The following is a 22,091-nucleotide window of genomic DNA, read 5'->3' as shown; positions in this document are numbered from 1 at the left end:
AACTACTTGTCACAGAGCAACGGAATGACGGTGGACACCCGATCCTGCTCCCGTTCTGCGTATCACGGTCCGGGTGGGATACCGTTCCACCGATAAACAGGAGGTCTGGCGAATGTCCTTGACGGTGCACACGCAACAGCGCGGTGACGTGGTCGTCGTGTCGGTCGCTGGCGAGCTGGACATGGCCACCGCACCGCAGTTGCAGGACCAGATCACCGACCTGCTCGACAAGGGGCGCAGCCGCCTCGTGTTCGACCTGTCGGATGTCTCGTTCTGCGACTCTACCGGTCTGTCGGTGTTCGTCCGCGCGAAGAACAGCAGCGACGAGGCCGGCGGAGTGGTCCGACTCGCCGCACCGCAGCGCGGTGTGCTGCGGATCCTGGAGGTGAGTGGCCTGGTCGAGGTGCTGCACACCTACCCCACCGTCGAGCAGGCGGTCGCCGGCGATCCCACGCCGGCCTCTTCCTGACCTCGGCGACTCAACGCTCGTCCTCGATGTAGCGGGGGCGAGCGATCAGCACGCCCGCGCAGGTCTGCACGGCCAGGGCCGCCAGCAGGAAGCCGATCGGCGCCAACCATCCCCCGGTCGCGTCGTGGAGGATCCCGACCAGGAGCGGACCCAGCGCCGCGATGACGTAACCCGTGCTCTGTGCGAAGGCCGACAGCGCGACCGTGCCGTCGGCGGTGCGGGCCCGCAGCCCGATGGTGGCCAGAATGAGCGGGAACGCGCCCTGTCCGAACGCCAGCAGCACCACCCACAGCAAAGCCCCGTTGCGCGGCGCGAACGCCAGACCCAGGTACGCGAGGCTGGAGGCGGCGGTCAGCGCGAAGACCAACGGTCGCAGGTTGCCCAGCCGGCCGGCCAGCGTCGGCATCAGCAGCGCGATCGGCACCCCGAGCGCGGTCACCCCGGCGAGCAGCAGCCCCGCGTCCTGGGGGCGGAAGCCCGCGTCCCGGAACATCTGGGCCAACCAGCCCATGATCGCGTACCCGCTCAGCGACTGCGCGCCGAAGTAGACCGCCATCGCCCAGCCGAGCTGGGTGCGCCCCGGCCGCACGAGCGGCCGGAAGACCGTTCCGGGCCGCCGTACGGCGGTGTGACGGCGCAGTGCCGCCGGCAGCCACGGGAGGACGGCCACCGCCGCCAACCCGGCCCACACGCCGAGCCCGGCCCGCCAACTGCCGAAGGCGTGCGCCACCGGCACCGCAGCGGCGGCGGCCACCGTCGTGCCCACGGTCAGCGCCATCGTGTACGCGCCGGTGACCAGCCCGGTCCGGTGCGGGAAGTGCTGCTTGACCAGCATCGGCAGGAGGATGTTCGCCACCGCGATCCCGGCCAGCGCGAGCGCGCTGGTGAGCAGGAAGACCACGGCGGACCCGGTGACCGCCCGCAGCACCTGCCCGACGGTGAGGGCCAGCATCGCCAGCACCAGCAGCCGGGCCGGAGAGAACCGACGGACCAGCCACGGGGTGGCCGCGCCGAGCCCGGCGAAGGCGATGGTGGGCAGGGTGGTGACGAAGCCGGCCATCGTCCCGGAGAGGGCGAGTCCGACGCGTACCTCGTCGAGCAGCGCGCCGAGGCTGGTGACTGCCGCCCGTAGGTTGAGCGCCACCAGCAGCATTCCGACCAGTACCAGCCATCCGGGATTGACGCGGGAGGCGATCGGAGCCGCGCCCGGAGACCGCTCCCCCGCGCCAGCTTCGGCGGTCGGGGCGGCCTGACCCGCCGTCGCTTCCGCCGGTACGGCCTGCCCGGTGGCCGCGTTCGTCGGGACGGCGGGGACGCCAGGGGGTGACGGGGGCATGACCTCGAACCTACAATCATGGGATGATTTCCGGCGAGAGGTTGTAACCAGTGCCACCCGCAGTCGATTCCGTCCAGGTCCCGCCGCGCGGCCGGCGGGTCCGAGAGACGATCACCCAGCTCCGACAACGGATCATGGATGGCGAGTGGCCGGTGGGCGGCCGGATCCCGACCGAGCCACAGCTGGTCGAGGCGCTCGGCGTGGGGCGCAACACGGTGCGCGAGGCGGTCCGGGCCCTGGCCCACGCCGGGGTGCTGGAGTGCCGCCAGGGCTCCGGCACCTACGTGCTCACCACCGACGAACTCGCCCCGGTGGTGGCCCGCCGACTCACCGACGACCGGATGACCGAGGTGATCGAGGTACGCCGCGCCTTCGAGGTGGAGGCCGCGCGGCTCGCCGCACGACGGCGTACCCCCGAGGATCTGGCCGCCCTCGACGGCGCGCTCGCCGCCCGCGAGGCGGCCTGGCGCGGCGGCCGGGTCGCCGAGTTCGTGGCGGCCGACGCGGCGCTGCACACCGCGGTGGTCGCGGCGGCGCACAACGCCATGCTCGCCGAGCTGTACGCCTCGGTCGGCGCCGCGATGCGCAGCACACTGACCCAGGCCATGGGGGACGCGCTGACCCCGGACCGGCACGTCGACCACACCCGGTTGGTGGCCGCGATCAGGGCCGGCGATCCGGAGCTGGCCGCCCGGGAGGCCGGCGCTTTTCTGGAGCCCCCGCCCGGGGCATAGGTTGTCCCCGACGGAAACGGGACACCTCGGGAGTACGGATGCTCAAGGGCTTCAAAGACTTCATCATGCGCGGCAACGTCGTCGACCTCGCGGTCGGTGTCGTCATCGGCGCCGCCTTCACCGGCGTGGTCACCCAGCTCACCAAGTCGTTCCTGGACCCGATGATCCGGGTCTTCGTGGTGCTGATCACCGGCAGTGACAAGGGCATCGCTGGGACCGCGCCGAAGATCCAGGGCATTCCGTTCGACTGGATCGCCTTCGTCAATGCGCTGATCACCTTCCTGCTCACCGCCGCCGCGCTGTACTTCCTGGTGGTCTACCCGATGAACCGGCTCGCGGAGCGGCGCAAGCGGGGTGAGGAGCCGCCGCCGGCCGCGCCGAGCGAGGAGGTCCAGTTGCTCACCGAGATCCGGGACGCGCTCGTCGCCGCCGGCCGGACCACCCCGGCCCAGCAGCGCGGGGCCCTGGACGACGTCCTCGGTCGGCGGGACGAACCGCCCGCCGTGCGCTGAATCCGGCACCCGCACATCGTGCCCCTGCGGGAATCCCGCAGGGGCCGGCTTGTGTCGAACAAATGTTCGATAGAGTCCCGGCCATGGAGCAGCGAAAGCACTGGTGGAACGGGAAATGGGGGCGACTGGCCCGGCGGGACGTCTTCCTCCGGTCGGATGCCGACCGATGGTTCGTCGAGCAGCGCGCCGGTGGCGCCGAGGGCATCTCCCGGTTCTACGAGTACGACACGGTCGACGAGGCCGAGGAGACCATCCGCGCGCTGCTCCACGGCACCGACACCTGGCGCGAGCTGACCCCCCGCCCCCACGCAGGTTGATCAAGAAGTTTTGGTGTGGATTCGCGCGAGTCCCCGACCAAAGCTTCTTGAGCACCGAGCCGGGAGCGGAGGCGAGGGTGGGTGGGGTTTAGGGGGTGGGGAGGGTGGGAACCGCGCGGGGATGGAGCAGCAGGGCATCGATCAACGGACAACCCTCTCGCAGGTCACCACCGGCATGCGGGTGGTCGACTCGGCCGGCCTGGACGTGGGCACCGTGGACCTCGTCCAACGCGGCGACCCGAACGCGGTGACCGTGCAGGCACCGACCACCGACCCCGGCAGCAGCCTGGACGAACTGATCGAATCTGCCAAGGTGGAGGAGCCGGACGTGCCCGCGGATCTGGCCGCCCGCCTGCTGCGCACCGGCTACCTGAAGGTCTCCACCGACCTCGTGCCCACCGGAGCCGTCTACGTCCTCGCCGACCAGATCTCCACCGTCACCCCCACCGCCGTAACCCTCAACACCCCCGCCGCCACCCTCCCCCCAGAAGACTGACCCCCCACCCCCGCGTCGATCATGAGGTTATTGCGGCGGGTGAGCGCTCACCGGGGCAACAACCTCATGATCAACGCTCTGGTGGGCGGGTGGGCGGGCGGGCCGTCAGCGACCGCGACAGCCGGCGAGCGGCGGCCACCCACAATCACGCTGGACCAGGCCCGGTCCAGCTCAGCCAGCTCACCGGCACGCCCGACCATGGACACCGGCAACATTCCTCAACCCTACGCAGTAGTGCGTAGAGACGCGGGAAGGGTCTTCTTGGCAAGCTTGACCCATGACGCTGATCCTCCGCTCGGCCATCCTCAACGACATCGGTCTGGTCCGGACCAACAACGAGGACTCCGCTCTTGCCGGCGAGCGCCTCGTCGCGGTGGCTGACGGCATGGGTGGACTGCCCGCTGGTGAGGTAGCCAGCGAGATCGTCATCCGGCTCCTCGACGAGCTGATCCCGCCGACCACACCGGACGCCGCCGCCGAGGCGCTACGCGCCGTGGTGAGCACCGCCAACCAGCGCATCCACGCCGCGATCACCGCCGACCCGGCCCGGGACGGCATGGGTACGACGCTGACCGCCGCCCTGCTCGCCGGGGACACGCTGGTGCTGGCGCAGGTGGGCGACTCCCGCTGCTACCTGCTCCGTGAAGGTCAACTGCGCCAGCTGACCCGGGATGACACATTCGTGCAGGCGCTGGTCGACCAGGGCGCTCTCTCTCCCGATCAGGCCCGCCACCATCCGCAACGGTCACTGGTGACCCGGGCGGTGCAGGGCGCCGACGCGCCGCCGACGATGGGCGCGGCGACCCTCGTCGCCGGTGACCGGCTGCTGCTCTGCAGCGACGGGCTCTCCGACTATGTGACCGACGACGCGATCGCCGCCACGTTGAGCCTGCACGCCGACCGTCACCAGTGCGGCGAGCAACTGGTGAAGCTCGCCCACCAGGCCGGCGCACCCGACAATGTCACCGTGGTGATCTCCGACGTCGTCACCGGCTGAGGCACGCCGGCACCGGTCGCGGGGCACCCGCCGTCCAGCGACGTCCGCCGGCTCACCGCTTCCGGGCCGGGCCGGCCAGGCCTCCGGTATCCACTAGGTAGTTGTGCCATCTAGATAGCGGCACTAGGGTTCGGCGGGTGGATTCCGACCGTCGGGGGCAGTGGCTGCGCGGGGTGCTCGACCTCTGCGTACTCGCCCTGCTGCGCGACGGGGAGTCCTACGGCTACCAGCTCGCCCAGTCGCTCGACGCCGCGGGCGTCGGGCCGATCCAGGGCGGCACGCTCTACCCGGTGCTGCTGCGGCTGCAACGCACCGGGCTGGTCACCGCACGGTGGCGGGAGGGCGATTCCGGTCCGGCCCGCAAGTACTACCAACTCACCGACGACGGGCGAGCGGCGCTGCGGCACGGTGGCAACGCCTGGTTGGCGTTCGTGGCCCCGGTGACCAGCATCGTCACGAAGGGGGTCGACGGGTGAACGCCGACGACTGGCTGCGGGCGTTCGCAGCCGAGCTGCACCAGCGCCGGGTGGGCGGCGACGTCGCCCGGCACGTGGTCGCCGAGGCGGCCACCCACCTCCGCGAGGGCGGCGGTGATCCGTGGCTGGTCTTCGGCGCGCCGCAGGCGTACGCCGCCGCGATCGTGGAGAGCATCGGCACCGCTCCCGGCCCACGCCCGGGCCCCGTCCGGCTGCACGCCCGGGGCATCACCAAACGGTACGGCCGCCAAGTGGTGCTCCGCGACGCGTCGCTGACCGTACGGGCCGGGCAGATCGCCGCCGTGGTCGGCGCGAACGGCTGCGGCAAGAGCACCTTCCTGCGGATCTGTGCCGGTCTGGTCTCGCCGGACGCTGGGGAGGTGACCGTCGCGGGTCGGCTGAGCTACTGCCCGCAGCAGGGCGGAACCGCCGATTTCCTGCTGCCCGACGAGCATTTCGTGCTGGTGGGCGCCGGTCAGGGCGTGCCACGGGTGCCCGCCCGGCGGGCCGGCCGGGCGGCGGCCCGACAGCTCGGCTGGGACGCCGGCAACGCCGCGCTCGCCCGCCACCTCTCCGGAGGTACGCGGCAGAAACTGAACCTGACCATGTCCACGCTGACGCAGCCGGACGTGCTGTTGCTCGATGAGCCGTACCAGGGCTTCGACCAGGGCAGCTACGTCAACCTCTGGGACCAGCTGACCCGGCTGCGCGACGAGGGGCGGGCCATCGTCGTGGTGACCCACCTGCTCAACCAGCTCGACCGGGTCGACGTGGTGCTCGACCTGCCCCCCGCCCACCAGGGAGGCCGTTCGTGAACCGGCTGGTCACCGTGGCCGAGATGACGCTGCGGGAGCTGACACGTCGTCGAGGCGTACTCCTGCTCCTGCTGTTGATGCCGTTGACCTTCTGGCTGATCCGGCGTGACTCCTACGTCGGGCAGTCCGTGCGTGCGCTGCTGCTCGGCATCAGCTGGGCGGTCAGCACCGCGGCGCTCTTCGCCACCAGCGCGGCCCGCGAACTGGAGCCCCGGCTCCGGCTCGCCGGTTACCGGCCGCACCACCTCTACATCGGGCGGATGCTCGGCCTGTGGGGGCTCGGACTGGTGATCTCGGTGCCGTTCTTCCTGCTCACCGTCATCGACGCGAACAACCTGCGGTACGGCGGGATCGCCGTGGCGATGCTCTGCTGCGTGGCCGTGGCCGCGCCGTTCGGCATGCTGATCGGTGCCCTGCTGCCCCGCGAGTTGGAGGGCACGCTGCTGCTGCTCACCGTGGTGGCGATGCAGATGCTGCTCGACCCGGCCGACGCGGCGACGAAACTGACCCCGTTCTGGTCCAGCCGGGAGATCGGCACCTGGGCGGTGGACCACACCGACGACGGTTACCTCACCCGCGGCCTCCTGCACGGGCTGGTGGTCACCGTCCTGCTGATCGTGACGGTGGCGGGCGTCTTCGCCGTCCGGCTACGCCAGCGGCGGCACCTGCACCACGTGCCGATCGCCTGATCCTGCCGGCCCACGGCGGAATTCAGGGGGACATTGACACGGGCCCTAGCATCACGGGGTGCGCCTCAGATCTTCCACCGCTGCGGTCGCGTTCGGCGTCGCCATCGCCACCCTGACCGCGTGTGGCCCGTCCGCGCCGAGCACTGACCCGCGTGGCGCGCAGGCACCGGTGAGCGGTTCGGACGCCGCTCCGTCGCCGACCGCGCCGGGGCAGGAGTCGGGCGCGCAGGCCACCCCGGCGGCTCAGACCGGGTTCGGCAGCCGCAGTGCCAGCCCCACCCCGTCGGGCTCGCCACCGGCTGCACGCGACACCGGCAACCCCACCGGGCGGGTGAGCGTACCGGCGGCGGGGCGAGCGGTCGACACCTCGAAACCGACCCGTACCGTCGGCAACGGCACCCCCGACAGCTGCACCTCCGCCGCCGTCATCCGGGCGGTCGCGGCCGGCGGCATCATCACCTTCGACTGCGGCCCCGACCCGGTGACCATCCGAATGACCGCGACCGCCAAGGTACGCAACGCCAACGGTCCACAGGTGGTGCTCGACGGCGGCGGCAAGGTCACGCTCAGTGGTCAGGGCAAGCGACGCATCCTCTACATGAACACCTGCGACGCGTTGCAGGGCTGGACCACCTCGCACTGCGACAACCAGGATCACCCGCGACTGACCGTGCAGAACCTCACCTTCGCCGACGGCGACGCCACCGGCCAGCGCACCGACGGCGGTGGCGGTGGGGCCATCTTCGTCCGGGGCGGCCGGTTCAAGGTGGTCAACTCACGCTTCGTGGACAATCGCTGCGACCGCACCGGTCCGGACCTGGGCGGTGCCGCGATCCGGGTCCTCGACCAGCACGACGACCAACCGGTGTACGTGGTCAACAGCACGTTCACCGGCGGCTCCTGCGCCAACGGCGGCGCACTGAGCAGCATCGGTGTGTCCTGGGTGGTGCTCAACAGCGTGCTGCGCGACAACGAGGCGATCGGCACCGGCGCCAACCCGGCCCGCTCCGGCACGCCTGGCGGCGGCAGCGGCGGGGCGATCTACTGCGACGGCAACACGTTCTCCGTACGCATCGCCGGCACGACCATCGAAGGCAACGACGCCCGGGAAGGCGGTGGAGCGATCTTCTTCGTCAGCAACGACCGCACCGGCACCCTGCGCATCGAGAACTCGACCCTGCGCCGCAACCCCAGCCGCGGCTTCCAGACCCACCCCGGCATCTTCTACCTGGGCTCCGGCAAACCAACCTTCACCACCTCCACCATCCGCTGACCCACCCCTCGCCCTCCCGGTGCCGGTGCGTGCCGCAGCCCCGCCAGCCCTATTGCCGGTCGCTCTAGTAAGGGTTGCCCTCACCGGCCGGGAGGGTGGGCGTGGCGGAGAGGGGTGGGCTGGCGGTCTGGGCCCGCGCGGCCATCCCGCTGAACAGCTCGCGCAACGCGCTGACCGAGTCGACGCTCGGACTCCAGCCGAGCTCGGTTTCGGCCCGCTCGCTGGACATCAACGGCGCATTGAGCGCCAGCTCGACCCAGCCAGCGTCGACCGGTTGCAGCCGCGCCCGCCAGGTGAGCGCCGCGGCGGCCCGCAGCACCGGGGCCGCCACCGGCACCGTCCAGCCGTGGAAGTGCCGGGCCACCAGCTCGGGAGTCAGCACCGGGTCCGCAGCGACATTGAAGGCGCCGCGCGCATCACCCACGATCGCCCGGGCGTACGCGTCAGCCACGTCGTCGGCGTGCACCGCCTGCATCCGCAGCCGCCGGTTGGTCGGCACCAACGGCAGCCGGCCGAACCGCAGCAGCCGCACCGGTGCCAGCGGGCCGAGAAAATAGCGGTTGATCTCGGTGCCGGCCTCCCGCTGAAAGATCAACCCGGGACGCATCCGGACCAGCCGTAACGCCGGATGACTCCGCTCGATCGCGTCGAGCATCTCCTCCACCGTCGCCTTGTCCCGGCTGTACGACGACCCGGGCACCCCGGTCGCCGGCCAGGCCTCACTGATCGGCGCGTCCTTCGGGCCCGGCGCATAGGCGCCGACCGACGAGGCGTACACCAGAGCCGGCACCCGCGCCCGCAGCACCGCGTCGACCACTGCCCGACTGCCGCCGACATTGGTACGGCGCAGCACGTGCTGATCATGGGTGGGCTGGATCTGCCAGGCCAGGTGCACCACCACATCGGCACCAGCGAAGACAGTGGTGAGTTCGTCCGCCACGCCTGTGAGGCCGATGTCACAGGAGCGCCACCGCACCCCGTCGTACGGCTCACCCGCTCCCGGAGGCGGCAGCCGCCGCGCCACCCCGACGATCTCCACGTCGCGCTCGCGCCGCAACCGGCGCAGCAGCGCCGAACCCACGTTCCCGCTGGCTCCCACGACCACGATCCGCATGTCCGGCCCGTACCCGGTCAGCCGCTTTCCAAGCGCGACCGCCGGCCCTTCGTCAGCTCCGGCCCCTCAGCGGGCGAGCAGCGCGCCGATCAGGCAGACGAAGGCGGCGACCGAGCTGACCGTCCGGACCAGATTCCAGCGCACCCACGGCGTCTCGAACCATTTGCGTACCCCGGCCAGGTCCCCGATCCCGTCGACCGGCCCGGCAGCCTCCAACCGGTTGTTGAGCGGCACGCTGAAGCGACCTGTGACCCCGAGCGTGATCACATGGCTGACCAGCGCCGCGACGAGCCAGCCGCGCACCGCGCCGCCGGTGCCGAGATGCCCCACGACCGCCGCCACCACCAGCAGCGGCCCACCGAGAAAGGCCGACAGGAACCAGCCGTTGATGATCTTCCGATTGATCGACTGCATGGTGCCGACCAGGGTCCGACCGTCGGTCGCGGCCAGCCCCGGCATCACCGAACAGGCGTACGCGAAGAACAGACCCGCCACCAGCCCGGTCGCCAACGTGGCCCCAGACAGCACGGCGAGACGAATCGGCTCCGACAAGCGGCACCTCCAGGACGCGGGACAGGCCAGCCGATCCTGCCAGCCGGAGTCCACCCGCACCCTGACGGGAGCCGCCACCAGGCATCGACGGCGAGGCCGGAAGCCGCGAGCTCGCTCCCGTCGGTGTCCGGTAACCTGAGCGCGCGGGCCGCTAGCTCAATGGCAGAGCTGTGGACTTTTAATCCATAGGTTCAGGGTTCGAGTCCCTGGCGGCCCACCACACACCGCCGATGAGCTGCAATAACGCCGAGCGAAGATCATCGGGCACAACGAGGGCACAACTCAGATCCGATCTTGGTCGGTGGAAGCTTCCCGCCGCTCGCTGCCTGCCTGCCGCAGGAGGCCACCGACCAGGCCACGCGGCCGGTCTTTCTTCGGCAACCAGTGAACGTAGGTCTCCAACGTGATCCGCAGGTTGGCGTGCCGCAGCGCCTTCTGCACCTCCTGGGGCTCGACGCCGTTGCTCATCAGGGTGGTAGCGAAGAAGTGGCGCAAGGAGTGGAAGGTGCCACCCTTTGGCCAGCCGGCGGCCTCGCGCCAGTCCGCCCACAACTCCGCCCAGTAGGTGTCAGTCAGCAGCTTTCCCCGCGCCGAGGTGAACAGGACGGGCACCGAACGAGTCAGCCGCTCCCCTGTGGTGATGTCGGGAAGCTCGAACTCGACGGGACCGACCTCGCCCAGGTGTGCGGCCAGTTCCTCAGCGACCACCGCGTCAAGGTCCACCGTGCCGACGGAACCGCTCTTGGGCGTCGAGAGGTAGAAGCCGCCGAAGTGCTCCGGCGAGTGCCGCAACTGCTGGACGACATGCAGGTCACCACTGTCGAAGTCCGCGCAGCGAGGCCCGGCTTCCATGCCCAGCACCTCACCGAGGCGCAGCCCTTCCCCGGCCCCAAGCCAGATGGCGGCCCGGAATCGGCGCGGCACCACCTCGGCGAGCCTGAGAACCTGGTCGTTCGTCGGAACCCACTTCGGTGCCCGAGAAAGACCACGCAGGATCTGCGCGAGCTTCACGCCGTTGCAGGGGTTGTCGGGAATCACCTTGTCGATGACGGCGGCATTCATGATGGTCTTGAACAGTCCGAAGTACAGGCTTACCGACGACTTCGGCGTGCCGTCATCGAGCAGCCGGCTCAACCAAGCCAGCACATCCGTCAGGTTGATCGAGCGGATCGGCTTCTCACCGAAGACGGGCAGAAGGTGCTTCCGCAGGTTCTGCGGGATGCGCCGCCGCGTCTCCGTGGCCCACCCCGACTCACGCGACTCCCGCCAACGCTGCGCGTACTCAGCGAACATCAGCCGGTCTGTCTCCCGCTTGGCCTTCACCTCCGCCGCGACGCCCGAACGGCATTCCAGGTCAAAGGCATCAGCGTCGACCTTGCGCTCAAACAGCCTTTCGCGGGTCTCACCAGCGGCGTCGGTGTAGCGGACCCGCCAGCGTTTGCCCCGGCCGTGTCGCTTGGAGGGGAGCCGTTTCTTGTCCGGTCCGCGTTTGGTGAGGTACCAGAGGTCATCGATGGGCATGTCAGGCCGCCTTCTGGTCGAGCCAGGCCCGCACGTCGGCAGGGTGGTATCGCAGGTGCCGACCGACGCGGGACGCGCGGGGGCCGATCCGGCGGTGCCGCCACTGGTAGAGGGTGCCGACCGGGATGCCGAGGAACGCCGACACGTCGCGCACGCTCCACAGCCGTTCTGTGGTGGGGGTGGTGTTCACTCGGGCTCCTTCCTTGTCTGCCGCGCGGCGCGGATGCGGTCTCCGATCGCGGCGGCGAGTTCGAGTTGCTCGGGGGTGTCGTAGCCGACGCCGAGGATCTGCCAGTCGTTGACGACCAGGACGTCGGTGTCATCGGGCAGACCGGCGTCAGTGAGCGCCGTGCGGAGCTGGTGAGCCTGACGCTCCGCCCGCAGGCGCTTGAAAGTCGTGGAGTAGATCCGCGACTTGGTCAGGAAGTGGCCCCGGAAGCCGAGCATGTGCGCCCAGTGCCGAAGCTTGAGATCGGCGTACAGATCAAGGCCACCGAGGTCCCACGCGGCTTGGATCATGGCCCGGTGGTGATCGGAGACCGTCAACCGGTCGATGTGCATCTGTGACCGGATGCGGCGGTCGCCGGTCTCGGTGGCTTCGGTGCCCTTGGTGGCGTACTTGGCGACGTAGCCGGCGAGCCGGTTGTCGGCCACCGCCTGGTCCTCGTCGTCATCCGCGTTGTCGGCAACGTCGATGTCGGTCGCGGTGATGTCCTTGACGTCGACCTGGGCACCCCAACCGAGAGGCAAAGGTGTGCCGTCCGGCCGGGTGGTGTCGACCCGGACCGAGGAAGCCGCGGAGCGGACCGCGTCGGCCAGGACGTCGGGGGTCAACCAGGCCGGTGGTGGGGAGTCCGGCCCGCTCGGTCCGTCGACGCGGATCACGGCGTGGAAGTGCACCAAGCCCCGCCGCTGGTATTCGGCAACCTTTGCGTAGGAGATGCGCAGGTGTGCGCCGGACTCGCGGACGGTGAGGCCACCAGCGGCGGCGGCAGCCCGACGTAGGGCGATGGTGAACCGGTGCCACAGCTTGCCGGAGTGCGCCTGCCACAACACCGCACCGACGTAGTCATACCGCTCGGGGTCGATCGGGCTACCAAGAGGCGGGTAGCCGTCCGGGTGCCAGCGTCCACAGGAGCAGGGCCGCTTACCGGGCCGGTTGTGCACCGCGCCGAAGGACGGAGCGGTGAGGGTCACGAACAGGCGGGTTGACCGGGCAACGCTGGTCGGGACGCCCTTGCCACCGGACATGCCCGCGTGGATCAGGTGCCAGGCGTCAGCGGCATACCGGTCGGCGCAGGTCGGGCAGACCGCCGCGCGGCGGGTGCCGCAGGAGGCCCACACCCGACCCTGCCGAGAAGCGATCAGGTCACCGGTACCGGCGTGCCGAGCTTCCCACTTGCCGACCAGACGGACCGGCTGGAGACAGCCCTTGACGCTCTCGACACCGGCACGCCATTCCTTGTAGGCCGAGGACCGCATCCACCGGGACAGCGTGGCCTCAGCGTCATGACCGGCGGGGGCGGGTTGTGGTGGGCGAGGAGGTAAGGACATGGAATCCCTCCGGAGACAGGCCCGCCGTGCCCCGGGTTGAGGAGCACGGCGAGCCAGGGCGAGAAGGTCAGTGCGCGTAGCCGTTGACGGCGACCGGGGTGAGCCGGTCGACCACCCGTGCCGCGATCGACAGCGGCAGGCGCGTGGCGCGTTGGATGTCGGCAGCGGTCACCGCAGTGCCGGAGTCCGCGACGAGTTGCCGGATCTGGGCTTGCATCGCCACGGGGATGCCCAGCCCATCCAGCTCCACCGCCGCAATCGGGGTCTGCACCGACGCCACCGGGACCGGAGTCACCGAGAACCGGGCCGCCGGCGTTTCGACCGGGGCGACCGGTGGTGCGGACACCGAGACAGCCGGAGCCGGGACGGGTGCCGACGCTTCCGGGGTCGCCACGCTGGCCTCAGGCGCGGTCAGGGTGACGGCCCGGCGTGCCTGGGTGCAGCGTGCCTGCACGATGGGCATGACCTCGGCGAGGAAGAACACCAGGACCGGAACCATGATGTGCGCGGCGAGCATGCCCGCGCTGATCCCACCCTCACGAGGGAACAGCGCCGGTACCACGTTCATGACGAGGGTGGAGCCGAGCAGGAACCGTTTGAGCCAGTCGACCGCGCGAGAATCGATGTCGATGCCCCGGGCGATCATCGCGGCTTCCCACCGCAGGATGGTGATGAGGATGCCGACCAAGCACGGTTCGACGCCCCAGCAGCCCCACCAGACCGGGTCAGCCGGGGTGAGGTGCCCGGCGAGGAAGTCCTGAACGCCGGTGGTGGTGAACACCGACCCGACCGCCAGGAAGACCCACAGCGAGCGAGTGACGGACACCCGCAGCCGTTCGATGTCCACGATGTCGAGTGCGGCATCCTGCTCCAGGTCGTGAAGCTGCCGCGCCACCTCCAGGCGCTTGCTCAGCTTGCGGACCGGCCGAGGTGGCCGAGCCGGTTTGCCGTCGCGCCGCACGTCGCTCACCGCTTGCCCGCCGTGGCCAGCTCGGACACCGGCCAGCCCGCTACGCGGACGAGTTCGGCAATGTCGGAGTCGTTGCAGTACGCGGCCCGAACCCGCACCGGGGTACGGGAACGCTGCTTGACCACGAAGCCGATCCCGGCCGACTCCGGAACGTTCGGAATCTCGTCGGCCAGCGCACCGCGACGCCGCATGTCCTCACCAAGGACCATGTCGACGTGCCCGGCCGAGGTGGTCCGCAGGCACACCCGCAGGGAAAACAGGTCACGCTGCGGAAGCACGTCCTTGGTGGGTTCCTGAAGCGCACCGATCACGCTGCCGCCCAGCGCCCGAGCCTGCGACAGGATCAGCGGCAACGCCGCCTGAGCGCCCTTGGTCAGCGACCGGTCGCCGTACCCGGTCACCGCGCCCAGCTCATCGAGGACCAGGACGTCAAGCGGAGTCTCCAGCGACATAGCGAACGTGCGCCGTCCCTGCTCCGCCAAGACCTGCTTGCGGTCACGCATCGTGGCCCAGAAACCTTGGATGACCTCCACGATGTCGGCATCCTGTTCGGCGTAGCGGTGCGACACCGGCGCAAGGGCGTTGAGTTCGGTGCCCTTGGGATTGACCACGTGCAGCCGCACCAGGCCGTCACGGATCAGCGGCGCGCACGCCCGCAACGCCATCCACGTCACCGAGTTCTTCCCCGAACCGGTGGCCCCGCCGACGAGCCAGTGTTGCCCGATCAGCGGCGCGGACCAGTCGGTGCCGTGCTCGGTCTCGCCCAGGTACACTCGCGACAGGTCCACCGCGTCGGAGTCGGCCAGCAGGTCCGGCGGGATGATCGGCTCCGTGAACGGCTCCGACCGTTGCACGACCAGCGCGATCACCTGCGGGCGGACCCGCTCGACACCGATCCGCTCCGCGCGCAACGCGACGGTCAGGGCGTCAGCGGCTTCCTCCCACATCTTCGGCGTCTGCCCGAGCAACAGCCGCACGTACACCGTCTCGGTCGACGGAGAGTGCGACCGGACCCGGATGATCCGGGGCACGTTGATGACACCGGTGGACCGGTGAACGGTCACCAGGTTGCACGCCTCCGTCACCCGGCTCCACCACGGCCCGAGGTAGGCCCGCGACAGCCACCGGCGACGCACCGCCCGCAACTGCGGAGCCGCCCACCTCGACCACGAGTCCGGGTGACCCCGGTACCAGCCCACACCGGCCGCCACGGCACCCGCGACCACACCACCGGTGGTCACCGGCCCGAACTCGACCATCGAGGCAGCCGCAGCCGCCGGAGTCGCCACAAGCCCCGGGTGCCGAGCAGCCCAACCCGCCACGCGCCATTCCCAACCCTGAACGCGCTTACCCATCTCCCGCACCTTCTCTCACCTGTCATATGTAAATCCGTCGGATCTGTTTCTGGGCATAAGGAAAGGCCCGGATCAGATCACCAACCCGGGCCTTTCCGGCGACCAGCTAGCCGGCCGCCTCGAACATCTTCTTCGCGACCGTCGTTGCCTTCTTCGCCCTGGCGGTCTCCTCCATCCACGGCGTCGCCTCTTCGAGGAGGATCAACAGCACCGCCACCTGCCGCCGCAACTCGTCGTAGTGCTTCATGTAGCGATACCGCTGCGGCATTCCCTTCATCGACCGCCGAAGCAGCCGCATCGCCTGATCAATAGCGTCGTAGGTGTCACTGATCCGGTACGACATCAGCTCACCCTCCACGGCTTAGCGATCAAATCCGCCTCGTACGTCTTGACCCGCACGTGGAACGCCCGCAGGGTCTCCACCGCCTGCCGGTGCGCGTCCTCCAGGTCCTCGACCCGGGCCGCGAACTGGTACAGCGTCCCCGGTGGCGGTTCACACGCCTTGATCAGGCTGTTCACCCCATCCAGCAGCATCGCCAGACCCTGAACGTTGCCCACCAACGCCTCATACCTCGCCCGGCCGGTCAACGACTTCACAACCTCCGGCATCAAATCCATCCCAGCCCCTTCCGACATCGAAAGCCCACACGATCGGTGGACACCACCCGCCCCCGGAAAACACGCACCGAGGAGCGGATAGAAACCACCGACAAAGCGGCTACTCCCGACCGGTAAGACGCCACACCCGACGCCACCGACGCGTCTCACGCCGAATCAAACCGACGTTGATGGAAACCGACAACATCAGCAAACCGATAAGGACCAACTCAAAATCCGACACAGGCACCTCCTTTCAAACCTCAGATTGTCATTAGACCTGTTTTAGGCAAGGCTGTATCCACTGTGGAATTCTCAATGAACAAGACGCCCAGAATGAGGACAGCAACGACCCCATCACCCGAACGAACGTGCCCCGACCCGACTCGAACGGGTCACCCACCAGAAAAAAGGGGCGGGGCGAAACCCTGGAAGGGTCAGAGCCGCTTGACGCCCTGCGCCTTCCACGTCAGACCCGACCGGCCATCCCGCTCCCAGTGCGACACCGTGGCCCCGATCAGCTCCACCAGGTCGCCCTCTTCGACCCCCTCAGGGTTGGTCGACAGCGTGATCCGCAGCTCCTCGCCCTTGCCCCGGTACCCGTCCTCAGTCGCCTGCGGCTTGGCGAACACACCCACCACGTACAGCGGGTCATCCGTCCCATACGCCGTGATCATCTTCCCGTCCTGATCCGCCTTGATCGACGGCTCCTCTACCACCCGCAGCTTGAAGCCAGCCAGGTTCACCGGGATGTTCCGCATCTTTGACCCCTCACTCTTCGGCGACGTGTCGCCCCTGCGTCTGTCCGGCGCTCAGGCCGAGTCACCTTTGCCGCCCGACGATGTAACAGAGCGGATCAGCTCGGATCAGAGGCTAACAGTTTGATTCAGAGTGAGTCAACAGATACAATCAGTTTCACGTTGGTAGGCTCTTGACCTGCGTAAATGTGATCTCCGGAGACTGGCTTAACGACCTTCGGAGCCGGCAGATCCGTACCGAGACAGGGGGTCCGATGACCGACCAGCCACGCCCGCCGGAGGAGTTGCAGCGAGGGACGGCGGCACTCGTCATTGCTCAGGCCATCCGGAACGACATCCAGGCCGGTCGGTTGGCGCACGGTCGGCAACTGCCCGGCACCAGGAGTCTTGCCCAGACCTGGAACACCAGCGTTGCGACGATCAATCGAGCGATGGCACTGCTGGCCGAAGAGGGGCTTGTGGTCAACCGCGCGCGTTCGAGCCGAATCGTCCACAACCCCGTCGGAGCGGCAGACAAGCAGGGTTCCCGCGTGATCCTTATTGGAGGCTATGCGGGCTCAGGCAAGACAGAGCTTGGTCGCATCATCGCTCGCCAGACAGGCTGGGCAATCCTTGACAAGGACACAACAACCCGTGCAGTTGTCGAAGCGGCGCTAGAGCACCTAGGCCACTCCCCGCATGACCGGGAATCCGAAACCTACCTGACGGCCATCAGACCCGCTGAGTACGAAGCCCTGATGGCAGCGCTAGACGAGAACTTGCAGTGCGGCTCTTCTGTCGTCGTGACCGCGCCCTTCATCAAAGAGCTGAGCGATGAAGCGTGGTGCGACCGACTATCGGCAACCATCGCAGCGCATAACGGAACTCTTCGAGTCGTTTGGGTCCACTGCGATCCCATCACCATGCTCACCTATATCCGGCGGCGAGGTGCCGCCCGAGATGACTACAAGCTTGCCAACTGGAACAAGTACGTCGAAAACCTCGACGCCGCTTTCAAACCGAAGATCCCGTATGCAAGAGTCGACAACTCCGCCGGTGCAAGGCCCCTGCAAGAACAGGCCAAAGACCTGCTCAACGAGATGGCCGAGCTGTGAAAGAAGGGCTGATCCTCTACGGAGCACCTGCTAGCGGCAAGGATACCGTTACCGCCGCTCTCGTGGCCAAGTATCCCCAGTTCGAGCACTTCAGGCGGTTGAAGGCTGGTGCTGGGAGAACAAGCGGTTACCGAATGATCAGCGAGGCTAGAGCCAACGCCCTTCGGAAAACCCCTGGCGCTATCCTTTGGGAAAACACCCGGTACAGCGCGACCTACATCGTTGAACGCTCAGGACTTGAGCAGATTTGGCAATCAGGTCGGATACCCGTCGTGCATATCGGCCAGGTTGACGCGATCGATGCACTACGAGCCGCCGAGGCGCGTTGGACAGTCGTTGAGTTGTACGCCCCTCTCGCGGCTCTCCATAGCCGCATCCGATCTCGGGGCACCGGAGACGATGACCAACGCTTCGCAGCTATCGAGCGGACCCCTAGCTTGCAAGCGGCCGACATGCGGATTGACACCGGAGTTGTGTCGATAGCCGAGGCTGCCGAGATGATCGCTCGACTTGTGCAGGCTAGCCGGAACTTGTCCGGCTAGTGCCTCGTCATGCAACCTTGAGCGGGTAATCCGAATGGCGGATCTTGGATCCGGTAGCAAATCCTGATTTCGGTCCAGCATGCTGGTTGCGCCAGCGGATGTAGGCGCGCCGATGGCGGAGTCCTGTGCGGCGTGGCTGCGGTGGCCGGTGCTGTCGAGGGCGAAGTATCGCCTTAATCCCAGAGAGGCCAATTCGGCAACACTATTCGGCACCTGGCTTCGGTCCGTCGTACGTCGTCCCGGCAAGGGTGGATCCGTCGAAGCTCGCAGTACCGCTGAACGTCGCCCCGCCGAACCATGAGTCGCCGTTGAACGCCGCCCCGACGAACCTGGCGTCGCCGTTGAACGTCGCCTTGCCGAACTCGGCGAGGCCGCTGAACGTCGCCTTGCCGAACTCGGCGTTGCCGTTGAACGTCGCCTTGCCGAATCTGGCGTTGCCGTTGAACGTCGCCTTGTCGAACCCGGCGTTGCCGTTGAACGCCGCCCCGCCGAACCTGGCGTCGCCGCTGAACGTCGCCTTGCCGAACCTGGCGAGGCCGCTGAACGTCGCCTCGGCGAACCCGGCGTCGCCGCTGAACATCGCCTTGTCGAACCCGGCGTTGCCGTTGAACGCCGCCCCGACGAACCCGGCGAGGCCGTTGAACGTCGCCTTGCCGAACCAGGCGTTGCCGCTGAACGTCGCCTTGTCGAATCTGGCGTTGCCGTTGAACGTCGCCATGTCGAACCTGGGGTCGCCGCTGAACGCCGCCTGGACGAACCAGGCTTCGCCGCTGAACGTCGCCTCGTTGAACCAGACGTTGCCGCTGAACGTCGCCTTGCCGAACCTGGCGTCGCCACTGAACGTCGCCTTGCCGAACCTGGCGAGGCCGCTGAACGTCGCCCTGCCGAACCAAGTGGTGCCGGTGAAGTGGGTGTTGGTGAAGGTGGCGTTGTAGAGGTGGCAGTCGGTGAGGTCGAAGTCGATGAGGACGGCTTCGGTGAGGTCGAGAGTCACCTTCGTTTTCCAGTACAGGGGATCGGGTTCTCCTTCGGGGGTTGTTGGTCGTAGGTGGCGGGCGAGGATCCGTTGGGCGGCGAGGCGGACCTGGCGTTCTTCCCGGGGGTCCAAGGCGGGTTTGCCGCTGCTACCGGTGGCGTCCGTCGGCGCAGCTGGATCGAAGCCACCCGCAGGTTGTTGGTCGACGGACTCCGGGTTGGATTGGTCGTTGGGCGGGGTGTAGGGCATGCGTAGGTAGGCGCAGATCACCTCGACGATGCTCTGCCGGTGGGCGGGGTTGTCCTGGGCGAGGCGTTCCAGGGCGTACAGGCCTGCGAGGCGGACCGGGGCCTTGTCTGAGCCGATTTGGTCGGCGGCCTTGACGTACAACTCGGTGACGCGTTTCTCTCCGGCGTCGTACTCGGTGGCCTGCTGGGTGCGCTCGGCCAACTGCTGCCGGCGAAACGCCAACAGCAACGCTAACGCGGCGGTCACCGACGCGCCGATGGTCAAGCCGGTACGGATGGACTCCACCCGCAACTTCGCCCGCTCCACCTGATCGCCCACCACCGGCACCGAACCCTGCAACCAACCGACCGCAGCCCAGGTAACCACCCCCACCAGGACCACCCCGGCCGGAATCACCCACGCCCGCAACGGTCGCACCTGCCGATCCGGCGGCATCGGTGCGGCAGACACCTCATGCTTGACGCCATCGCGCCGCCACAGCAGCACCCCCGCGACCAGCACCGCCAGGCCTCCGGCCACCGGCACCAGCACCGGCCATCCGGAAGCCACGACACCCCACCACGATCGGGGAACCATCACCAGCGCGACCGACAGCAGAACCAACCCGCCGACCGCCATCAGAGCGACACTCAACCGTCTCGTCACACTGCGAATCGTGCCCGTACACGGCAACCCCGTGGCACTAGCTGAATCGTGGCCGGAGCGTAGCGTGTTCAGACTTTCTTTACTTGGTCAAGGGCGGGCCTGCGGCCCGCCGCCGCGTCAGCGCCGGGCCGCGCATGCGGCCTGGCGGCCGGTCACGTCCCGGCGCACGCGGCGCGACATGCAAGCCGGTGGAACTTAACCAGCAGCCAGCGAGGCGAAACGGCAGTGAGGCGTGCCAAGAGCTGCCGGCGCCCGTCGAAGGCAGGTCCGAGAATGCCGCGCCAGGGTTGACCGGCAAGCCCCAAGCATGTGGGCGATGGCCGCCGAGGGTGCGCGGGTCGCCCAGGAGCCGACGTCACAGCCGCTCAAGGTCAGGTCAATTGCTCACCTGGGAGGGGGAGGGGTGGCCGTCGGGGACCAGCTTCGACCCCAGGAGCCGGGTTCGTGTCGGGCGAGGTTAGGTCAACTGCGCCGCTGTGGCGGTGTCCGTCGGGGCCAGGGTCCGCAACACGAAAGCCGACTAGTCGATCTATCGTGCGGAAATGACCTTGGGGGAGGACACGAAGACGCACCGCCGGCCGCGTCGATGGGTACTGCTGTTCGCCGCCGCACTGGTGCTGTGCACCGCCGCCCCGGTGGCCGCCGCAGCCGCCGGAGCGGGATGGTTGATGGTGAAGACACGCCAGGCGGAGCAGGGACAGCCGACACCGGCCGCCGCTGTCAATGTCTTCATGCTCGCCGTGTCGTCTGGCGAGGAGCTGGGGCTACGGGCGGCGCTGGCATCGGATCGCCGTGACGAGCTGGTCGACGAGTGGCGAAGCATTCGGCGCGACGTCAGCCGCACTGACCCGGGCGTCTCGAAGGTGAGCACGAGGTCGTTTGTCGTTGAGGACCAGGCCGACGACCGCGCCCAGGTGGTGACCGAGGTTTACCCGGTGTGGTGGTCCGTCGATGCCGGGGGACTCATGATGCACGGCAGTTCGCACCCGTGGCGGTTCGAGACGCGTCGTGATGACGGCGGGTGGCGCGTGTGGTCCGTCGACCCATACCCGTGGTGCGGTGGCCACGTCCGCGCCAGTGCCTGCCAGCAGCAGCAGGACTAGGCAGGATGCGCGTCGCTGGCTACCGGACAACGCGTTGAGCTGGGCGAAGACCGACCAGCTGCACGAAGATTTCCCGCTTGTCTATCGCGGTGCCTCGCCTGTCTAGCACGTATCCGGTCAGCCAAACCCAACCGTCATAGGTGGGCTTTGGGCAGACCGAGATCACTCGAAACAGGAAGCTTCGGCCCGCGAACTGCACGGATGCGTCACGGGTGATCCAAAACTCCTGACCAGAGACCGGGGGCCGAACTTCCGCCATCACCGCGCCTCCTCGCCGCTGAGCCCTGCCCGGTCGGTACGGGGAAGACCGACCGGGCAGGGGGTACCGCCGCACCGAGGCGAGTTCGGGTCCTCCACGACCAGCACAGCGGGATGGCCGCACCGTACCAATCGTGGTCTACCTACGTCTAGAGACGTAGAAGATCGCAGCGGCTCGTGTCGAGACTTCTAGCGTCCATAACATGGAGCCCGACCCAGACGGCGACATCGACCACGGCGCGCCGCTGCCGCCCTACCGGCAACTCGCCGGCATCTTGGCGGCCCGGATCCGTCGCGGCGACTGGCAGCCCAACCGGGCCATCCCGTCCGAGGCTCACCTTGTTCAGGAGTACGGGCTTGCTCGCGCGACCGTGCGACGTGCTATCGCCGTGCTCGTGGACCAGGGCGTGCTGTTCGTGGTGCCGCAGCGCGGAACGTTCGTCAAGCCGGACAGCGAACAACCGTCGATGCCCAATGCATGATCATCGGGCACAGATCCGGCACAACTGAGCCCAGAAACGGGTGTAAAACGTCGTAAGGCGCTGACGACTCCCGCCCAGCTCAAGTAGTCGATCCGCCCGATTCGCCTTGATCCACCGGGCGCGAGAAGGGTTCAGGGTTCGAGTCCCTGGCGGCCCACGCAACTTTCTGACCTGCCGTTTCGTGTCGACGTGTGTTCACCATGCGAA

At 68.4% G+C, this 22,091-nt stretch carries 26 protein-coding genes and 1 tRNA gene; 14 read left to right on the top strand and 13 right to left on the bottom strand.

Features of this window, described 5'->3' with window-relative positions:
* Positions 1 to 112 precede the first annotated feature (112 nt).
* Positions 113 to 469 (top strand): STAS domain-containing protein, encoded by a 357-nt coding sequence (locus Vlu01_RS15110; RefSeq protein ID WP_203999313.1) that lies wholly within the window; start codon positions 113 to 115, stop codon positions 467 to 469.
* Positions 470 to 479: 10 nt separating this feature from the next.
* Here the strand turns inward: Vlu01_RS15110 and Vlu01_RS15105 are convergent, their stop codons facing one another.
* The gene (locus Vlu01_RS15105; RefSeq protein ID WP_203999310.1) at positions 480 to 1,805 is read right to left on the bottom strand and encodes a CynX/NimT family MFS transporter; all 1,326 of its coding nucleotides are present in this window, start codon (positions 1,803 to 1,805) and stop codon (positions 480 to 482) included.
* Positions 1,806 to 1,855: 50 nt separating this feature from the next.
* Here Vlu01_RS15105 and Vlu01_RS15100 point away from each other — a divergent pair, with 50 nt between their 5' ends.
* The 4 genes from Vlu01_RS15100 (at position 1,856) to Vlu01_RS15085 (ending at position 3,864) form a co-directional block, all read left to right on the top strand.
* A complete protein-coding gene (locus Vlu01_RS15100; RefSeq protein WP_203999307.1) occupies positions 1,856 to 2,539 on the top strand; it encodes a FadR/GntR family transcriptional regulator in 684 nt (227 codons plus the stop codon).
* 38 nt (positions 2,540 to 2,577) lie between these two features.
* Positions 2,578 to 3,051, top strand: a complete 474-nt coding sequence (mscL, locus tag Vlu01_RS15095; RefSeq protein WP_203999304.1) for a large conductance mechanosensitive channel protein MscL — start codon at positions 2,578 to 2,580, stop codon at positions 3,049 to 3,051.
* Positions 3,052 to 3,134: 83 nt separating this feature from the next.
* Positions 3,135 to 3,368, top strand: coding sequence for a hypothetical protein (locus Vlu01_RS15090; protein WP_203999301.1), 234 nt, complete (start codon positions 3,135 to 3,137; stop codon positions 3,366 to 3,368).
* A 121-nt stretch (positions 3,369 to 3,489) separates the two neighbouring features.
* Positions 3,490 to 3,864, top strand: a complete 375-nt coding sequence (locus Vlu01_RS15085) for a hypothetical protein (RefSeq protein WP_373307392.1) — start codon at positions 3,490 to 3,492, stop codon at positions 3,862 to 3,864.
* A 47-nt stretch (positions 3,865 to 3,911) separates the two neighbouring features.
* Here Vlu01_RS15085 and Vlu01_RS15080 read toward each other — a convergent pair whose 3' ends face one another.
* Entirely contained in the window at positions 3,912 to 4,079 is a 168-nt protein-coding gene (locus Vlu01_RS15080; RefSeq protein WP_203999474.1) for a hypothetical protein, read from the bottom strand.
* 62 nt (positions 4,080 to 4,141) lie between these two features.
* Here Vlu01_RS15080 and Vlu01_RS15075 point away from each other — a divergent pair, with 62 nt between their 5' ends.
* The 5 genes from Vlu01_RS15075 (at position 4,142) to Vlu01_RS15055 (ending at position 8,114) form a co-directional block, all read left to right on the top strand.
* Positions 4,142 to 4,861 (top strand): PP2C family protein-serine/threonine phosphatase, encoded by a 720-nt coding sequence (locus Vlu01_RS15075; protein WP_203999298.1) that lies wholly within the window; start codon positions 4,142 to 4,144, stop codon positions 4,859 to 4,861.
* Positions 4,862 to 4,998: 137 nt separating this feature from the next.
* Positions 4,999 to 5,337, top strand: a complete 339-nt coding sequence (locus tag Vlu01_RS15070) for a PadR family transcriptional regulator (protein WP_203999295.1) — start codon at positions 4,999 to 5,001, stop codon at positions 5,335 to 5,337.
* A complete protein-coding gene (locus Vlu01_RS15065) occupies positions 5,334 to 6,152 on the top strand; it encodes an ATP-binding cassette domain-containing protein (RefSeq protein ID WP_203999293.1) in 819 nt (272 codons plus the stop codon). The genes Vlu01_RS15070 and Vlu01_RS15065 overlap by 4 nt, the downstream gene beginning before the upstream one ends.
* Positions 6,149 to 6,841, top strand: coding sequence for an ABC transporter permease (locus Vlu01_RS15060; RefSeq protein ID WP_203999291.1), 693 nt, complete (start codon positions 6,149 to 6,151; stop codon positions 6,839 to 6,841). Before Vlu01_RS15065 ends, Vlu01_RS15060 begins: the two co-directional genes overlap by 4 nt.
* Before the next feature lie 58 nt (positions 6,842 to 6,899).
* Positions 6,900 to 8,114, top strand: coding sequence for a hypothetical protein (locus tag Vlu01_RS15055; protein WP_203999289.1), 1,215 nt, complete (start codon positions 6,900 to 6,902; stop codon positions 8,112 to 8,114).
* 64 nt (positions 8,115 to 8,178) lie between these two features.
* Here the strand turns inward: Vlu01_RS15055 and Vlu01_RS15050 are convergent, their stop codons facing one another.
* Both Vlu01_RS15050 and Vlu01_RS15045 read right to left on the bottom strand, forming a co-directional pair.
* Entirely contained in the window at positions 8,179 to 9,228 is a 1,050-nt protein-coding gene (locus Vlu01_RS15050; RefSeq protein WP_203999288.1) for an NAD-dependent epimerase/dehydratase family protein, read from the bottom strand.
* A 66-nt stretch (positions 9,229 to 9,294) separates the two neighbouring features.
* Complete coding sequence (locus Vlu01_RS15045) at positions 9,295 to 9,780, bottom strand: anthrone oxygenase family protein (RefSeq protein WP_203999287.1); 486 nt, start codon at positions 9,778 to 9,780, stop codon at positions 9,295 to 9,297.
* A gap of 145 nt (positions 9,781 to 9,925) precedes the next feature.
* On the opposite strand from Vlu01_RS15045, the gene Vlu01_RS15040 reads away from it, so the two are divergent.
* Positions 9,926 to 10,000: transfer RNA gene (locus Vlu01_RS15040), tRNA-Lys, on the top strand.
* 62 nt (positions 10,001 to 10,062) lie between these two features.
* On the opposite strand, the gene Vlu01_RS15035 is transcribed toward Vlu01_RS15040, so the two are convergent.
* The 8 genes from Vlu01_RS15035 to Vlu01_RS15000 all read right to left on the bottom strand — a co-directional run bounded on the left by Vlu01_RS15035 (position 10,063) and on the right by Vlu01_RS15000 (position 16,538).
* Positions 10,063 to 11,301, bottom strand: coding sequence for a tyrosine-type recombinase/integrase (locus tag Vlu01_RS15035; protein ID WP_203999286.1), 1,239 nt, complete (start codon positions 11,299 to 11,301; stop codon positions 10,063 to 10,065).
* 1 nt (position 11,302) lies between these two features.
* Entirely contained in the window at positions 11,303 to 11,491 is a 189-nt protein-coding gene (locus Vlu01_RS15030; protein WP_203999283.1) for a helix-turn-helix transcriptional regulator, read from the bottom strand.
* Positions 11,488 to 12,783, bottom strand: coding sequence for a replication initiator (locus tag Vlu01_RS15025; RefSeq protein WP_203999281.1), 1,296 nt, complete (start codon positions 12,781 to 12,783; stop codon positions 11,488 to 11,490). The genes Vlu01_RS15030 and Vlu01_RS15025 overlap by 4 nt, the downstream gene beginning before the upstream one ends.
* A 139-nt stretch (positions 12,784 to 12,922) precedes the next feature.
* Entirely contained in the window at positions 12,923 to 13,825 is a 903-nt protein-coding gene (locus tag Vlu01_RS15020) for a hypothetical protein (protein ID WP_203999278.1), read from the bottom strand.
* Positions 13,822 to 14,910: an FtsK/SpoIIIE domain-containing protein gene (locus Vlu01_RS15015; RefSeq protein ID WP_239095909.1), complete on the bottom strand. Its 1,089-nt coding sequence runs from the start codon at positions 14,908 to 14,910 to the stop codon at positions 13,822 to 13,824. The genes Vlu01_RS15020 and Vlu01_RS15015 overlap by 4 nt, the downstream gene beginning before the upstream one ends.
* Positions 14,911 to 15,286: 376 nt before the next feature.
* A complete protein-coding gene (locus Vlu01_RS15010; RefSeq protein ID WP_203999272.1) occupies positions 15,287 to 15,523 on the bottom strand; it encodes a hypothetical protein in 237 nt (78 codons plus the stop codon).
* Complete coding sequence (locus Vlu01_RS15005; RefSeq protein ID WP_203999269.1) at positions 15,523 to 15,798, bottom strand: hypothetical protein; 276 nt, start codon at positions 15,796 to 15,798, stop codon at positions 15,523 to 15,525. Before Vlu01_RS15005 ends, Vlu01_RS15010 begins: the two co-directional genes overlap by 1 nt.
* Positions 15,799 to 16,214: 416 nt before the next feature.
* Positions 16,215 to 16,538, bottom strand: a complete 324-nt coding sequence (locus Vlu01_RS15000; protein ID WP_203999266.1) for a hypothetical protein — start codon at positions 16,536 to 16,538, stop codon at positions 16,215 to 16,217.
* Between the two features lie 251 nt (positions 16,539 to 16,789).
* On the opposite strand from Vlu01_RS15000, the gene Vlu01_RS14995 reads away from it, so the two are divergent.
* Complete coding sequence (locus Vlu01_RS14995; RefSeq protein ID WP_203999263.1) at positions 16,790 to 17,629, top strand: GntR family transcriptional regulator; 840 nt, start codon at positions 16,790 to 16,792, stop codon at positions 17,627 to 17,629.
* 744 nt (positions 17,630 to 18,373) lie between these two features.
* Here Vlu01_RS14995 and Vlu01_RS14990 read toward each other — a convergent pair.
* Positions 18,374 to 20,041 (bottom strand): pentapeptide repeat-containing protein, encoded by a 1,668-nt coding sequence (locus Vlu01_RS14990; RefSeq protein ID WP_203999260.1) that lies wholly within the window; start codon positions 20,039 to 20,041, stop codon positions 18,374 to 18,376.
* 542 nt (positions 20,042 to 20,583) lie between these two features.
* On the opposite strand from Vlu01_RS14990, the gene Vlu01_RS14985 reads away from it, so the two are divergent.
* Both Vlu01_RS14985 and Vlu01_RS14980 read left to right on the top strand, forming a co-directional pair.
* Positions 20,584 to 21,144 (top strand): hypothetical protein, encoded by a 561-nt coding sequence (locus Vlu01_RS14985; RefSeq protein WP_203999257.1) that lies wholly within the window; start codon positions 20,584 to 20,586, stop codon positions 21,142 to 21,144.
* Between the two features lie 461 nt (positions 21,145 to 21,605).
* On the top strand, positions 21,606 to 21,884 hold the full coding sequence (locus tag Vlu01_RS14980; RefSeq protein WP_203999254.1) for a GntR family transcriptional regulator: 279 nt from the start codon (positions 21,606 to 21,608) through the stop codon (positions 21,882 to 21,884).
* Positions 21,885 to 22,091: the final 207 nt, after the last annotated feature.

The organism is Micromonospora lutea (genome assembly GCF_016863535.1).
GTDB classification, from domain to species: Bacteria; Actinomycetota; Actinomycetes; order Mycobacteriales; family Micromonosporaceae; genus Micromonospora; species Micromonospora lutea.
The sequence above is the reverse complement of the archived record's forward strand: the minus strand, read 5'-3'. Positions and strand labels throughout refer to the sequence as shown.

Excerpts from the sequence above, each read along its gene's own strand:
- Vlu01_RS15105 (WP_203999310.1), bottom strand. The coding sequence starts at position 1,805 with ATGCCCCCGTCACCCCCTGGCGTCCCCGCCGTCCCGACGAACGCGGCC.
- Vlu01_RS14995 (WP_203999263.1), top strand. The coding sequence starts at position 16,790 with ATGACCGACCAGCCACGCCCGCCGGAGGAGTTGCAGCGAGGGACGGCG.
- Vlu01_RS15050 (WP_203999288.1), bottom strand. The coding sequence starts at position 9,228 with ATGCGGATCGTGGTCGTGGGAGCCAGCGGGAACGTGGGTTCGGCGCTG.
- Vlu01_RS14980 (WP_203999254.1), top strand. The coding sequence starts at position 21,606 with ATGGAGCCCGACCCAGACGGCGACATCGACCACGGCGCGCCGCTGCCG.
- mscL (WP_203999304.1), top strand. The coding sequence starts at position 2,578 with ATGCTCAAGGGCTTCAAAGACTTCATCATGCGCGGCAACGTCGTCGAC.
- Vlu01_RS15010 (WP_203999272.1), bottom strand. The coding sequence starts at position 15,523 with ATGTCGTACCGGATCAGTGACACCTACGACGCTATTGATCAGGCGATG.
- Vlu01_RS15000 (WP_203999266.1), bottom strand. The coding sequence starts at position 16,538 with ATGCGGAACATCCCGGTGAACCTGGCTGGCTTCAAGCTGCGGGTGGTA.
- Vlu01_RS15090 (WP_203999301.1), top strand. The coding sequence starts at position 3,135 with ATGGAGCAGCGAAAGCACTGGTGGAACGGGAAATGGGGGCGACTGGCC.
- Vlu01_RS15080 (WP_203999474.1), bottom strand. The coding sequence starts at position 4,079 with ATGTTGCCGGTGTCCATGGTCGGGCGTGCCGGTGAGCTGGCTGAGCTG.
- Vlu01_RS15025 (WP_203999281.1), bottom strand. The coding sequence starts at position 12,783 with ATGCGGTCCTCGGCCTACAAGGAATGGCGTGCCGGTGTCGAGAGCGTC.
- Vlu01_RS15035 (WP_203999286.1), bottom strand. The coding sequence starts at position 11,301 with ATGCCCATCGATGACCTCTGGTACCTCACCAAACGCGGACCGGACAAG.
- Vlu01_RS15110 (WP_203999313.1), top strand. The coding sequence starts at position 113 with ATGTCCTTGACGGTGCACACGCAACAGCGCGGTGACGTGGTCGTCGTG.
- Vlu01_RS15085 (WP_373307392.1), top strand. The coding sequence starts at position 3,490 with ATGGAGCAGCAGGGCATCGATCAACGGACAACCCTCTCGCAGGTCACC.
- Vlu01_RS14985 (WP_203999257.1), top strand. The coding sequence starts at position 20,584 with ATGACCTTGGGGGAGGACACGAAGACGCACCGCCGGCCGCGTCGATGG.
- Vlu01_RS15075 (WP_203999298.1), top strand. The coding sequence starts at position 4,142 with ATGACGCTGATCCTCCGCTCGGCCATCCTCAACGACATCGGTCTGGTC.
- Vlu01_RS15005 (WP_203999269.1), bottom strand. The coding sequence starts at position 15,798 with ATGGATTTGATGCCGGAGGTTGTGAAGTCGTTGACCGGCCGGGCGAGG.